General features: G+C 70.6%; 12 protein-coding genes and 1 pseudogene. 7 read left to right on the plus strand and 6 right to left on the minus strand.

Annotation, left to right across the window (positions count from 1 at the left end; genetic code table 11):
• Positions 1 to 105 precede the first annotated feature (105 nt).
• Positions 106 to 1,026, plus strand: coding sequence for a LysR substrate-binding domain-containing protein (locus QZM35_RS21660; RefSeq protein WP_089426467.1), 921 nt, complete (start codon positions 106 to 108; stop codon positions 1,024 to 1,026).
• Here QZM35_RS21660 and QZM35_RS21665 read toward each other — a convergent pair.
• The 3 genes and pseudogenes from QZM35_RS21665 to QZM35_RS21675 form a co-directional block, all read right to left on the minus strand.
• Positions 1,027 to 3,249: pseudogene (locus QZM35_RS21665) on the minus strand (xanthine dehydrogenase family protein molybdopterin-binding subunit); the annotation flags it as partial.
• A complete protein-coding gene (locus QZM35_RS21670; protein WP_301776752.1) occupies positions 3,246 to 4,247 on the minus strand; it encodes a xanthine dehydrogenase family protein subunit M in 1,002 nt (333 codons plus the stop codon). The gene QZM35_RS21670 and the pseudogene QZM35_RS21665, both read right to left, overlap by 4 nt.
• Before the next feature lie 18 nt (positions 4,248 to 4,265).
• Positions 4,266 to 5,021, minus strand: a complete 756-nt coding sequence (locus QZM35_RS21675) for a (2Fe-2S)-binding protein (protein WP_089426470.1) — start codon at positions 5,019 to 5,021, stop codon at positions 4,266 to 4,268.
• A gap of 553 nt (positions 5,022 to 5,574) precedes the next feature.
• Here QZM35_RS21675 and QZM35_RS21680 point away from each other — a divergent pair.
• Positions 5,575 to 5,862, plus strand: a complete 288-nt coding sequence (locus QZM35_RS21680) for a hypothetical protein (protein ID WP_089426471.1) — start codon at positions 5,575 to 5,577, stop codon at positions 5,860 to 5,862.
• Between the two features lie 250 nt (positions 5,863 to 6,112).
• Here QZM35_RS21680 and QZM35_RS21685 read toward each other — a convergent pair whose 3' ends face one another.
• A complete protein-coding gene (locus tag QZM35_RS21685; protein ID WP_174973179.1) occupies positions 6,113 to 6,736 on the minus strand; it encodes an alpha/beta hydrolase in 624 nt (207 codons plus the stop codon).
• 334 nt (positions 6,737 to 7,070) lie between these two features.
• Here QZM35_RS21685 and QZM35_RS21690 point away from each other — a divergent pair, with 334 nt between their 5' ends.
• Genes QZM35_RS21690 through QZM35_RS21705 form a run of 4 tightly spaced genes read left to right on the plus strand, consistent with a single transcriptional unit; the run spans position 7,071 to position 9,713 of the window.
• Positions 7,071 to 8,012, plus strand: coding sequence for a glyoxylate/hydroxypyruvate reductase A (locus QZM35_RS21690; RefSeq protein ID WP_301776753.1), 942 nt, complete (start codon positions 7,071 to 7,073; stop codon positions 8,010 to 8,012).
• Positions 8,013 to 8,038: 26 nt separating this feature from the next.
• A complete protein-coding gene (locus tag QZM35_RS21695) occupies positions 8,039 to 8,971 on the plus strand; it encodes a hydroxymethylglutaryl-CoA lyase (RefSeq protein WP_089426474.1) in 933 nt (310 codons plus the stop codon).
• A 26-nt stretch (positions 8,972 to 8,997) separates the two neighbouring features.
• Complete coding sequence (locus tag QZM35_RS21700) at positions 8,998 to 9,504, plus strand: YbaK/EbsC family protein (protein WP_089426475.1); 507 nt, start codon at positions 8,998 to 9,000, stop codon at positions 9,502 to 9,504.
• Positions 9,501 to 9,713 carry a DUF1289 domain-containing protein gene (locus QZM35_RS21705; RefSeq protein WP_089426476.1) on the plus strand — a complete coding sequence of 71 codons (213 nt, stop codon included), beginning with the start codon at positions 9,501 to 9,503 and terminating at the stop codon, positions 9,711 to 9,713. The genes QZM35_RS21700 and QZM35_RS21705 overlap by 4 nt, the downstream gene beginning before the upstream one ends.
• Positions 9,714 to 9,978: 265 nt before the next feature.
• On the opposite strand, the gene QZM35_RS21710 is transcribed toward QZM35_RS21705, so the two are convergent.
• The gene (locus QZM35_RS21710) at positions 9,979 to 10,881 is read right to left on the minus strand and encodes a DMT family transporter (protein ID WP_089426477.1); all 903 of its coding nucleotides are present in this window, start codon (positions 10,879 to 10,881) and stop codon (positions 9,979 to 9,981) included.
• Between the two features lie 112 nt (positions 10,882 to 10,993).
• Here QZM35_RS21710 and QZM35_RS21715 point away from each other — a divergent pair, with 112 nt between their 5' ends.
• Positions 10,994 to 11,485, plus strand: a complete 492-nt coding sequence (locus QZM35_RS21715; protein ID WP_011353413.1) for an Lrp/AsnC family transcriptional regulator — start codon at positions 10,994 to 10,996, stop codon at positions 11,483 to 11,485.
• A gap of 55 nt (positions 11,486 to 11,540) precedes the next feature.
• Here QZM35_RS21715 and QZM35_RS21720 read toward each other — a convergent pair whose 3' ends face one another.
• Positions 11,541 to 12,437: an alpha/beta fold hydrolase gene (locus tag QZM35_RS21720; RefSeq protein WP_089426478.1), complete on the minus strand. Its 897-nt coding sequence runs from the start codon at positions 12,435 to 12,437 to the stop codon at positions 11,541 to 11,543.
• Positions 12,438 to 12,528 lie beyond the last annotated feature (91 nt).

The raw sequence follows: 12,528 nt of genomic DNA on the forward strand, positions 1-12,528 counted from the left end.
GGGCCCGACGAGGCTGTGGAAGACGGAACCGAGTGTAGGAACGCGTGCCCGCCCGCCGCAAACGATGAATTGTCGTGCTCGGACATTAGTGTTACTAATACCCGCATGCGACGCATCCACCTCCCTCCGCTGCAGACGCTGCGCGCGTTCGAGACCGCCGTGCGGCTGCAGAGCTTCACGCGTGCGGCCGATGAACTCGCGCTCACGCAAGGCGCCGTCAGCCAGCACATCCGCGCGCTCGAGGCGCAGCTCGGCTATCCGCTCTTCACGCGCGAGCGCAACGGTGCGACGCCGACGCACGCCGCGCACGCGCTCGCCCTGCAGGTACGCCAGGGCCTCAGCGTGCTCGAGCGCGCGTTCGAGCCGGCACTCGCCGTGCGCAGTCGCCCGCGCACCTGCGACGTCACGCTGAACGTCAGCGTGCTGCCGAGCGTCGCCGAGCGCTGGCTCGCGCCGCGCCTGCCGCGCTTCGCGGCCGCGCATCCGCACATCGCGATCGCGCTGCACCCGGACGTGGCGCTGGCGCCGCTGCGCAAGCGCGACCGCATCGACGTCGCGCTGCGCTACGGGCCCGGCACGTGGCCGGGCGTCGTCGCCGAGAAGCTGATGAACGAGACGATCTTTCCAGTCGCGAGCCCCGCGTACCGCAATCGCGACGGCGTCGCGCCGCGCGCGCCGGCCGATCTCGTGCGCGCGACGCTGCTGCGCCATCCCGCGCAGCCGTGGGAACCGTGGCTCCAGGCCGCGCGGCTCGACCTCACCGAATCCGCGCGCGCGCCGCGCTTCACCGATCCGAATGCGCTGATCGACGCGACGCTGAAAGGCCGCGGCGTCGCCCTCGCGCGCCGCTCGCTGATCGAGCCCGAACTCGCGAACGGCACGCTCGTGCGCGTGTCGACGGTGCGCGTGACCGACGTGTATGCGCACTACGTCGTGTGGCGCCCCGGCCATCCGCACGAAGCGGCGATCCGCACCTGGCTCGACTGGCTGCGCAGCGAAGTGCGGCGCAGGACGCCGCGGCGCTGACGCCCGCATCGGCATCGCCACCTTGTCGAGCGTGATCGGCAGATCGCGCACCCGCACGCCGGTCGCGTGAAAGACCGCATTGGCGATCGCGGCCGGCACGCCGGTGATGCCGATCTCGCCGATGCCGCGAATGCCGAGCGGATTGAAATGCGTGTCGCGCTCGTCGACGAAACTCACGTCCAGCTCGCCGATGTCCGCGTTCACGGGCACGTGATATTCAGCGAGATTCGCGTTCGTGAAGCGGCCGTGCCGCACGTCGAGATGCGAGCCTTCCTCGAGCGCGGTGCCGAGCCCCCACACCATCCCGCCGATCAACTGGCTGCGTGCCGTTTTCGCGTTGAGCAGGCTGCCGACGCTGTAGACGCCGACGATGCGCGGTACGCGAATCGTGCCGAGTTCGGCATCGACGTGCACTTCGGCAAACACCGCGCCGAAGGAATGAGACGCATAGCGCGACTTCTCGTCGCCCGGCTTCGTCGTCGCCTGCACGTCGATCGGCTGACCGCCCGCGCGCGCGATCACCGCCGCGGCCGGATCGCGCCGCGAAGGGTCGTCGCGATGCACGACCCAGCCGTTGTCGACCGTCACGTCGTCGGCCGCGACGCCGTGCAGCGGCGATCCGGGGGCGGCGACCGCCAGCGCGACCAGCTTCGCGCGCGCCTGCAGCGCGGCCTCGCGCACGGCCGGCGCCACGCTCGCCGCTGACTGCGAGCCGCCCGATACCGGCGCACGCGGCAGGCTGGAATCGCCGAGCACGAAGCGCACGTTCTGCGGCGAGAAACCGAGCGCATCGGCCGCGACCTGCGTCATCACCGTGTAGGTTCCGGTGCCGATGTCCTGCGTGCCCGACGCGACTTCGGCCGTGCCGTCCGGCAAGATGCGCGCCCGCGCCGACGCTTCGCTGCGGTTCGCCGGATACGTGGCGGCCGCCATCCCGAGGCCGATCAGCGTGTCGCCGTCGCGCATCGTGCGCGGCGCGCCGGTGCGGCGCGACCAGCCGAAGCGCCGCGCGCCGAGCTCGTAGCATTCGCGCAGCTTGTTGCTCGACCACGGCTTGCCGTCCTGCGGATCGACCGCCGCGTAATTCGCGAGCCGCAGCGCGACCGGGTCCATGCCGAGTTGCCACGCGAGCTCGTCCATCGCCGATTCCAGCGCGAACGAGCCCGACGCCTCGCCGGGCGCGCGCATGAACGTCGGCGTGCCGACGTTCAGCGACACGATCCGGTGCGTGGTCGTGTGGTTCGGCACCGCGTACATGATCCGCGACGGCATCCCGCACATCTCCATCCAGTCCTCGAACGTCGACGTGGTGGCAATCGTGTCGTGGCGCATCGCCGTCAACGTGCCGTCCTGGCGGGCGGCCATCACGATGCGCTGTTCGGTGAACGGCCGCCCGCCGACCGGGCCGAACATCTGCGGCCGCGTCAGCGCGAGACGAACCGGGCGCCCGACCTGCTTCGCGGCCATCGCGCACAACGACACGTGCGACCACGACGAACCCTTGCAGCCGAAGCCGCCGCCGAGGAACGGTGAAATCACGCGCACGTGGTCCGGCGCGATGCCGAAGACCGCGGCCACCGCCGTGCTCGCGCCCGACACGCCCTGTGTCGCATCGTGCAGCGTGAGCGTCGGGCCGTCCCAGCGCGCCATCGTCGCGTGCGGCTCGATCGGGTTGTGATGCTGCATCGGCGTCGTATAGGTCGCGTCGATGCGCACCGCGCCTTCGCGCAGGCCCGCATCGACGTCGCCGCGCTGCGTATCCATCGGGCGGCCCTCCTGCTTCGGCGGCACGCGCGCGCAGCGCAACGCCTGCGCGAAATCCGCCACGGCATCGCTCGCGCGATAGCGCACGTGCACGGCATGCCCGGCGTCGGTCGCCTGCTCGAGCGTTTCGGCGACGACGACCGCGACGGGTTCGTTGCTGTAGCGCACCGTGTCGTCCTGCAGCAACGTGAGTCGGCGCCCGGCGGGCGGCGACAGCGGCGGCCGGCCGCCGTTGGGCAGCCGCATCGCGTTCTCGTGCGTGATCACGATCAGCACGCCCGGCATCGCGCGGGCGCGCGCCGCATCGATCGACTCGATGCGCCCGGCTGCGATCGTGCTCGTCACGAGCACCGCGTGCGCGAGCCGCGCATCGGAGAATTCGGCCGCGTAGTGTGCGCCCCCCGTCACCTTGAGCACGCCGTCGACACGGTCCAGCGGCTGTCCCGTCATCGTGTTCATGCGGCACCTCCCGTCGTGGCGGCTGCCGTTTCGACCGCACGGACGATCGCCCGCTGCGCGAGCGCGACCTTGAAGCCATTACCGTCGAGCGGCCGCGCGTCGCGCAACGCCAGCGCGGCCGCCTCGCGCAGCGTCGCGTCGGTCGGCGTGCGGCCCACGAGATGCGCTTCCGCCTCCATCGCACGCAACGGCTTGTGCGCGACGCCGCCGAGCGCGATCCGCGCATCGGCGACGCGCGGGCCGTCCATCCGCAGCGCAGCCGCGACCGACACCAGCGCGAACGCATAGCTCGCGCGATCGCGCACCTTCAGATAGTGCGCATGGTCGGCGAAGCGCGGCGGCGGCAAGTCCACCGCGGTGATCAGCTCGCCCGACTCGAGCGCCGTGTCGAGGTCGGGACGATCGCCCGGCAAGCGGTGAAACGATGCGATCGGAATCTGCCGCGCGCCGCTCGGGCCGCTCACCTGCACGACGGCGTCGAGCGCGGCGAGCGCGACGCTCATGTCCGACGGGTTCACCGCCACGCACTGGGGGCTGGCGCCGAGGATCGCGTGCATCCGGTTGTGGCCGCCGATCGCCGCGCAGCCGCTGCCCGGCTCGCGCTTGTTGCATTGCGCGAACGCGGGATCGTAGAAATACGGGCAGCGCGTGCGCTGCATCAGGTTGCCGCCGACGGTCGCCATGTTGCGCAATTGCGCGGACGCGCCGGCGAGCAGCGCCTGCGACAGCAGCGGATAGTCGGCGCGCAGGCGCGGATGATCGGCCGCATCGCTGTTGCGCACGAGCGCGCCGATGCGCACGCCGCCGCCGGGCAGCGCCTCGACCGTATCGAGGCCCGCGATGTGCGTGATGTCGATGAGCGTGACGGGCCGCGCGACGCCGCCCTTCATCAGGTCCAGCAGGTTCGTGCCGCCGCCGATGAAGGCGGCGCCGGGCCGCTGCGCCGCGCGCACGGCGCCGGCGACGTCGGTCGCGCGTTCGTAGGAGATCGCTTCCATTGTGGTGCCCTCCGTCGGCTAGCCGCGCGCCGCATGCGCGGCGCGCACGGCGGCGACGATGTTCGGGTACGCGCCGCAGCGGCACAGGTTGCCGCTCATGCGCTCGCGGATCTCGTCGTCCGACAGCTGCGCGGGACGGCGCCGCACGTCGTCGGTGGCGGCGCTCCCGGCCCCCGCCGCGAACTCGTCGAGCAGCGCGGTCGCCGAGCAGAGCTGGCCGGACGTGCAGTAGCCGCACTGGAACGCATCGCATTCGACGAATGCGCGCTGCACCGGGCTCAGCACGCCGCCGCGCGCCAGCCCTTCGACGGTCGTGATTCGTGCGCCTTCGTGCATCACCGCGAGCGTCAGGCATGCGTTGATGCGCCGCCCGTCGACGAGCACCGTGCACGCGCCGCACTGCCCGCGATCGCAGCCCTTCTTCGTGCCCGTGAGCCCGGCGTATTCGCGCAGTGCGTCGAGCAGCGTGACGCGCGGTTCGAGCTGCAGCGTGTACGCGCGCCCGTTGATGTCGAGACGCACGGGCTGCGCCGGCACCGGATCGCGGCGGGGCGCGGCCGGCGTGGATGCCGCGTACGACGGCGGCGGATGAACGTGCGATGCGGCGCTGACGGTGGCGGCCGCCGCCGCGGATTGCAGGAAGCGGCGCCGCGCGGCACTGGACGGCGTGTCGTGCGGCAACCGCGGCGCCGCTGAATGGCCGGGCCCGAGCGGCGACGGGGCGGCATCGCGCGCCGGTTCGGCAGACGGAGAATCGGATCGATCGCTGGACATGGCTTCTGCTCGCTCAATGGTCGATGGACGCAGATGTGCTGCCCGCGCCCGGATGGCGGCGCGGGCGGCACGCCCATCGGCAACGAGCAATTCCGGTGCCGCGAAACGGCGGGGCAACGCCGATGTGTCGCGTCAGTCACCCGTGCGCGGCGCGGCACGGGCGGCAGACGGAACACGTTGCCGCTGACCCTGCCTTCATGACACCACGCTGGCGCGCGGCTGGCCGTTCGCTGACGAAGCGGCAATAACGCCCGGTTTTCCGGCGCATCCGGCCACACATCGGTCGCAAGTTGCCGGGTGCATGTGCCGCGGCGCACACGGCGCTTGCGTCGCCGTGGCCGGGTCGCGTCGTGGCGCGCCGTGTAAATGCGCGCAGCATCCGTCTCTGCTGGAAAATTCCGCCACGCGTGCCGGCGGATCGCCGCGAAGGCGTTCCGTCGGCCTGACGAAAACATGTCGCGATCACACTCGCATCGCAAACGATTCACCGAAACGTCGCATCGCGGCGGCATACTCGAAAACGTTTCCCGATCAGCCTGCCAGGAGAGAAGTCATGCGTCGCGTTTTCGTCGCCGTCGTTCTATGTGCCGCCGTTTTCGTCGCCGCCTGCAGCGACGACGCGCCGCACGACGCCAACGCGACCGACGCCGCGCAGCAGGCCGGCGGCGCATCGAGCGGCGCCGCCGGCGCGTTCAACAGTGACGCGAGCGCGAATACCGCCGCGTCCGATGCCGCGCCGCTCGCGCCGCCCGTCGTGCACTACCCGCCCGATGACGACGACGATGCGAAGCCCGCCGCGAATGCAGCCGCCTCCAGCGCGGCCGCGTCGTCGCCGGGCTGATCCCGCCACCACGTGAAATGAGTCGGACCCGCTCGGGGAGAGCGGTGGGCATTCGTTGGGAGGCGTCGCTGACATGACGTCACGGTCGGCGGCGGCGCAAACGGCATGGCGTCGCGCCACCTCGCGGGCCACGCCGAGCCCGGCCGGCCGAGCGATTCGGCCCCGGCCGGCGTCAGGCCCGTGCGTGCGCCGCACGCGCAACGGCACGCGATGCCGCGACAGCCGCCGCGCGGCACGCGCCGCCCGCCCGTCAGACCGCGTGCGCGAGCGCGCGGTCGACGAGCGCGGTTTCGAAGCCGTCGTCCGCGTCGCGAAAGCGCAGCGGTGCCGCGCAATGGACGAGCGTATCGATGAAGTACTTCGCGCGCGGCCACGGCCCGAAGCCGGCCGCGGTGTTGATGTGCCCCGCGTCGCCGAGGTTCACGAACGCGCTGCCCAGGTGCTGCGCGAGCGTGCGCGCGTCGCCGAGCGGCATCCACGGATCGGTTTCGCTGCCGATCACGATCGACGGCACGGCGAGCCGGCGCGCGTCGAACGGCCCGGCAAACGTGAATTTCTTCGGACTGGCGGGCGCGACGAGCAACACGCCCGCGACATCGCCCGTATGCGGCCACTGCGTGAGCGCATGGGCGGTCGCGAGGCAGCCGAAGCTGTGCGCGGCCAGCACGAACGGGCCGCGTTCGCGGTCGAGCAATGCGCGCACCGATTGCGCCCAGCGCGCGAGATCGGGCGCATCCCAGTCGTCCTGCTCGACGCGCAGCGAGCGCGGGAACTGCCGTTCGAGCCAGGTCTGCCAGTGAGCGCCTTCGCTGCCGTGCAGGCCCGGAACGGTGACGAGCCGCGGCGGCCACGCCGATTTGCTGCATGCGCGCATGATTGCCCTCGCTTGCTTGAAGACGGGATTCGATTGTGGCGCGGCGTCTGCGGCGGCCGAACCAATATTTTGTGCTTTGCTTTTGCATGGGCCGGCCATCCGGGGGCAGGCCATCCGGGCGTCCGCCCGCCTCGCGCACCGGCGCGCGATGCGCCGCGAAACCGTAGAATGTGGGCTTCCCGTCAGCTTCACACGGAACCGGGGCCGGGCGCCGACGCGCCGGGCGCCCGGTCGTCAGGAGACGCCCGATGTCCGCTACGCCCGCCGGCGCGCTGCGCCCGGCCCCGCTCGCCGTTCCCGTGACGCGCCTCGCCGGCGCGCGCGCCGTCATCCAATGAAGATCCTGTTCCATTCCCCGCACCAGGAAGCCGCCGCGTGGCGCGACCAGATCGCGCATGCGCTGCCGGAAGCCGAACTGCGCGCGTGGCAGCCGGGCGACACGGCCGCCGCCGACTACGCGCTCGTCTGGCGCGCGCCGCGCGAATTCTTCGCCCCGCGCGACGGCCTGCGCGCAATCTTCAACCTCGGTGCCGGCGTCGACGCGCTGCTCGCGCTCGAGCACGCGCATCCGGGCACGCTGCCGCCGCACGTGCCGCTCGTGCGGCTGGAAGATTCGGGCATGGCGCAGCAGATGGTCGAATACGTGACGCACGCGGTGCTGCGCTACCTGCGTCGCTTCGACGAATACGAAGTGCTGCAGCGCGAGCGCCGCTGGCAACCGCTCGAACCGCATGCGCGCGCCAGCTTCATCGTCGCCGTGCTCGGCCTCGGCGTGCTCGGCGCGCAGGTCGCGCGCGCGCTCGCCGCGCTCGGCCTGCCCGTGCGCGGCTACAGCCGCAGCGCGAAGCAGCTCGACGGCGTGACGACCTTCGCGGGCGACGGCGCATTCGATGCGTGCATCGACGGCGCGAAGGTGCTCGTCAACCTGCTGCCGAGCACGCCCGACACCGACGGCATCCTGGCGTCGCGCACGTTCGCACGGCTCGCGCCCGGCGCGTATGTCGTCAACGTCGCGCGCGGCGCGCATCTCGTCGAAGCCGACCTGCTCGACGCGCTCGCGAGCGGCCAGATCGCCGCCGCGACGCTCGACGTGTTCCACCGCGAGCCGCTGCCGGAAGACCATCCGTTCTGGCACGCGCCGCGCATCACGATCACGCCGCACAGCTCGGCCGAGACATTGCGCGACGAAGCCATCGCCCAGATCGCCGGCAAGATCCGCGCACTGGAGCGCGGCGAGCGCATCGGCGGCATCGTCGATTACGCACGCGGCTACTGAACCTACAAGCACACCAGGAGACAACCATGACGTTCCCCACCGCCGTCAAGATCGTCGAAGTCGGCCCGCGCGACGGGCTGCAGAACGAGAAGACCTTCGTGCCGACCGACGTGAAGATCGCGCTCGTCGACCGCCTGTCGCACGCCGGCTTCCGCAACGTCGAGGCCGCGTCGTTCGTGTCGCCGAAATGGGTGCCGCAGATGGCCGACGGCGCCGACGTGATGGCCGGCATCGAGCGCCGCGCGGGCACCGTGTATTCGGTGCTCACGCCGAACCTGAAGGGCTTCGAGAATGCGGTCGCGGCGCGCGCGGACGAAGTCGTGATCTTCGGCGCGGCGAGCGAGGCGTTCTCGCAGCGGAACATCAACTGCAGCATCGCCGAGAGCATCGCGCGCTTCGAGCCGGTCGCGAAGGCGGCGAAGGATGCGGGCCTGCGGCTGCGCGGCAGCGTGTCGTGCACGCTCGGCTGCCCGTACCAGGGCGACGTGCCGGTCGCATCGGTCGTCGACGTCGTCGAGCGCTTCGCGGCGCTCGGCTGCGACGAGATCGACATCGCCGACACGATCGGCGTCGGCACGCCGAAGCGCACGCGCGAAGTGCTCGCGGCCGTCACGCGCGTGTTCCCGCGCGAACGCCTGTCGGGCCACTTCCACGACACCTACGGCCAGGCGCTCGCGAACATCTACGCGGCGCTGTTCGAAGGAATCGAGATCTTCCACGCGTCGGTCGCGGGCCTCGGCGGCTGCCCGTACGCGAAGGGCGCGACCGGCAACGTCGCGACCGAGGACGTGCTGTACCTGATGCAGGGCCTCGGCATCGACACCGGCATCGACCTCGCGCAGGTCGTCGCCGCCGGCGACTTCATCTCGAACGCGATCGGCCGCGCGAACGTGTCGCGCGCCGGTCGCGCCCTGCTCGCCAAGGCGCAGAGCGCGGCCGACGCCGCGAACTGCGTATGACCCCGGTATTCGATGGATTCCTCAACATGACGACACCTGCTTCATTCGATTCCCTCCCCGACTCCGCGCGACGCGTCGCGCTGCTGCTGCGCGAGCGTGGCCATGCGAAAGGCATCGTGATGCTCGCCGAAACCGGCAAGACCTCGGCCGAAGCCGCGGCCGGGCTCGGCTGCTCGGTTGCGCAGATCGCGAAGTCGATCCTGTTTCGCCGCCAGTCGGACGGCGCGCCGGTGCTCGTGGTCGCCAGCGGCGTGAATCGTGTCGACGAGAAGAAGGTCGCCGCGCAAGTCGGCGCGGTTGGCCGCGCGGACGCGAAGTTCGTGCGCGACCACACCGGCTATGCGATCGGCGGCGTGTGCCCGATCGGTCATCTCGTCGAACCCGTCACGCTGATCGACGCCGACCTGCTCGAGCTCGACAGCCTGTGGGCCGCCGCCGGCCATCCGCACGCGGTGTTCAACCTGTCGCCGAACGAACTGGTGTCGCTGACGGGCGCGCCGGTCGCGGACGTCGCGTTGCGGGAGCCCGCATGAGCGACGTGCCGGTGACGGTGCCGGTCGGCACGGTCGCGTCGCCGTGCACCGACGTATGCCGGATCGATCCGCGCACCGACTGGTGCGCGGGCTGCCTGCGCACGCGCGGCGAGATCAAGGGATGGCGTGCGTCGGACGACGACGCGCGGCGCGCGTTGCTCGCGCGGCTCGATGCGCGGCGGCGTCTGCTGGCGAGAAGCGGCGCATAAAAAAAAGCCGTTCAACCTGACAGGCGAACGGCATCGAGATCGGAATCCTGTGAACGTGATCAACGTCACAGCCCGCATCATACGAGCGACGCGGCCGCATCGCATCGGGTGTTTCCCTACAACTTCTTACAGCGTCTCGGACGCGTGCGCGCGCACGACTTTTGCTCGTCACGCACACGCCGTCTCCGCAATACACGCGCCCGAAATACGCATTCGACGAGCGGCTGCGCTGCCCCGTAGCGGCTCGCCGAATCGCACGACCGTTTCAATGGCCGACGGCCGCACGACGGGCCGGCACGATGCGCCAGCCGAGATTCACGCCGGCCGCCGCGAGCAGGATCAGCAGCGCGCCGACCACCTGCGTCCACGCGAGCGTCTGCCCGAACGCGACGTGATCGACGACGATCGCGACGACCGGATAGACGAACGACAGCGCGCCGGTCATCGCGGTCGGCAGCTTCTGGATCGCGCCGTACAGCAGCACATACATCAGACCGGTGTTCACGACGCCGAGCACGACGAGGTCGAGCCACTGCCCGGCGGTCGCCGGCAACGTGCCGAAGTGCGCGAACGGCGCGAGCAGCAGGACCCCGAGGCCGGCCTGCAGCAGCGCGAGCAGATGCGGCGGCGTGCCCTTCAGGTGCTTCGTGACGATCGACGAGATCGCATACAGGAACGCCGCGCCGAGCGACAGCGCGACGCCTTCCAGGTATTCGCCCGGCACCGCGAGCACGGCCGGCTCGACGCGCACCACGGCGACGAGCCCGACGAAGGCGAGCGCGAGCCACGCGACGGTGGACGCGGTGATCCGCTCGCGGAACACGATCGCGCCGAGTGCGACGAGCATGAACGGCTGCGTGTTGTAGACGGCGGTCGCCATCGAGATCGACGCGCGCGAATAGGCGGCGAACAGCAGCAGCCAGTTCGCGACGATCGCGACGCTGCCGAGGGTCGCCAGCGCGAGCATCCGCGGCGAGAACAGTGCACGGCGCAGGAACCCGAACGCCGCGCAGACGATCGCGAGCGTCGCGGCGCCGAACAGGCAGCGGAAGAACACGACGTTCGTCAGCGGCTGCTGCGACGACATCACGAGCCAGCCGATCGTGCCGGACATCATCATCGCGACGACCATCTCGGCGGCGCCGCGGCGAATTTCATTCGAAGCCATCGTGAACTCCGTTCAGAAGAGTGGATGACTTCGATTCTAGAAACTTGCTTTCGCGGCAACCACGGCTAAACTGAAGTGAATCGACCGATTCACCTTCGAAAGCAAAGTGATCATGCCGAAACGCCTTTCCCCGCCCGCCGTCGCGTCGCTCGACGCGACCGACCGCGCGATCCTCGCGGCGCTGGCCGACGACGCGCGCATCGCCACCAGCGAACTCGCCCGGCAGATCGGGCTGTCGGCGCCCGCGACCGCCGACCGCGTGCGGCGGCTCGAGGCGCAAGGCGTGATCGCCGCGTTCACCGTCGAGCTCGACCCGCGCGCGCTCGGCTACACGCTGCAGGCGATCGTTCGCGTGAAGCCGCTGCCCGGCCAGCTGCATCTCGTCGAAGAGATGCTGCGGCGGATTCCCGAATTCGTGGAGTGCGACAAGGTGACCGGCGACGACTGCTTCATCTGCCGGCTCTACCTGCGCACGATCGCGCACCTCGACGACATCCTGTCGAAAGTGACGGAGCGCGCCGAGACGAGCACCGCGATCGTGAAGTCGACACCAGTGCCGCGCCGGCTGCCGCCGCTCGTCGAGGACGACGGCGCGCACCGCTGAACGAGCCGGTACGCGGCCGCGCCGCCCGCGTGCCGACGGGTGCCCGCGCGTACCGTCAGGCAGCCGCGTCGCGCGCCTCGAAGAACGCCAGCAGTTCGTCGATCAGCGCGACGGGCGCCTCTTCCGGAATGTAGTGCCCGCACTCGAGCGCACGGCCGCTGACGTCGCGCGCGACACGGCGCCATTCGTCGAGCGGATCGAAGCAGCGGCCGACGATCCCGTTCTCTCCCCACAGCACGCGCAGCGGGCACGCGACCTTGTTGCCGCGCTCGAGATCCGCACGGTCGTGCTCGAGATCGATCGTCGCGGACGCGCGGTAGTCCTCGCACATCGCATGCACGGCGCCCGGCTGCGCGAGCGCGGCGCGGTACGCGGCGAGCGCCTCGGGCGCGAACGGCGCCAGCCCGGCGGACCGGTTGCCCATCACGCGCTCGATGTACGCATCGGTATGCGCACCGACCAGCGTCTCGGGCAACGGCTCCGGCTGGATCAGGAAGAACCAGTGGAAATATGCGGTCGCGAACGCGCGATCGGTTTTCTCGTACATCGCGAGCGTCGGTGCGATGTCGAGCAGCATCATCCGCTCGACGGCGTCCGGATGATCGAGCGCGAGCCGGTGCGCGACCCGCGCGCCGCGATCGTGCGCGCATACATGGAAGTGCTCGAAGCCGAAATGCCGCATCACGGCGACCTGGTCGGCCGCCATCGCCCGTTTCGAATACGGCACGTGCTGCGCGTCGCTCGGCGGCTTGCCCGACGCGCCGTACCCGCGCAGGTCGGTGGCGATCACCGTGAAATGATTCGCGAGCGTCGCCGCAACGCGATGCCAGATCATGTGGGTTTGCGGATGTCCGTGCAGCAACAGGAGCGGCGGACCCGCGCCTCCTTTGACACCGAAGATGTCGGTGTCCTGCACCGTCACGCGAAACGGTGCAAACGCCTCAAACGACATGGTTTATTTCTCGTTGGTTTGTTATGGCGGCTATTTTAGGAGCGCTTGCGCGTCAGCACAGCGGGGCAACAGCCAGAATCCGTAGAAAGAG

Source organism: Burkholderia sp. AU45274 (genome assembly GCF_030482505.1).
GTDB lineage: Bacteria > Pseudomonadota > Gammaproteobacteria > Burkholderiales > Burkholderiaceae > Burkholderia.

Coding starts and splice junctions, on each gene's coding strand:
- QZM35_RS21690 (WP_301776753.1), top strand. CDS start 7,071: ATGAAGATCCTGTTCCATTCCCCGCACCAGGAAGCCGCCGCGTGGCGC.
- QZM35_RS21680 (WP_089426471.1), top strand. CDS start 5,575: ATGCGTCGCGTTTTCGTCGCCGTCGTTCTATGTGCCGCCGTTTTCGTC.
- QZM35_RS21715 (WP_011353413.1), top strand. CDS start 10,994: ATGCCGAAACGCCTTTCCCCGCCCGCCGTCGCGTCGCTCGACGCGACC.
- QZM35_RS21660 (WP_089426467.1), top strand. CDS start 106: ATGCGACGCATCCACCTCCCTCCGCTGCAGACGCTGCGCGCGTTCGAG.
- QZM35_RS21685 (WP_174973179.1), bottom strand. CDS start 6,736: ATGCGCGCATGCAGCAAATCGGCGTGGCCGCCGCGGCTCGTCACCGTT.
- QZM35_RS21670 (WP_301776752.1), bottom strand. CDS start 4,247: ATGGAAGCGATCTCCTACGAACGCGCGACCGACGTCGCCGGCGCCGTG.
- QZM35_RS21695 (WP_089426474.1), top strand. CDS start 8,039: ATGACGTTCCCCACCGCCGTCAAGATCGTCGAAGTCGGCCCGCGCGAC.
- QZM35_RS21720 (WP_089426478.1), bottom strand. CDS start 12,437: ATGTCGTTTGAGGCGTTTGCACCGTTTCGCGTGACGGTGCAGGACACC.
- QZM35_RS21700 (WP_089426475.1), top strand. CDS start 8,998: ATGACGACACCTGCTTCATTCGATTCCCTCCCCGACTCCGCGCGACGC.
- QZM35_RS21705 (WP_089426476.1), top strand. CDS start 9,501: ATGAGCGACGTGCCGGTGACGGTGCCGGTCGGCACGGTCGCGTCGCCG.
- QZM35_RS21675 (WP_089426470.1), bottom strand. CDS start 5,021: ATGTCCAGCGATCGATCCGATTCTCCGTCTGCCGAACCGGCGCGCGAT.
- QZM35_RS21710 (WP_089426477.1), bottom strand. CDS start 10,881: ATGGCTTCGAATGAAATTCGCCGCGGCGCCGCCGAGATGGTCGTCGCG.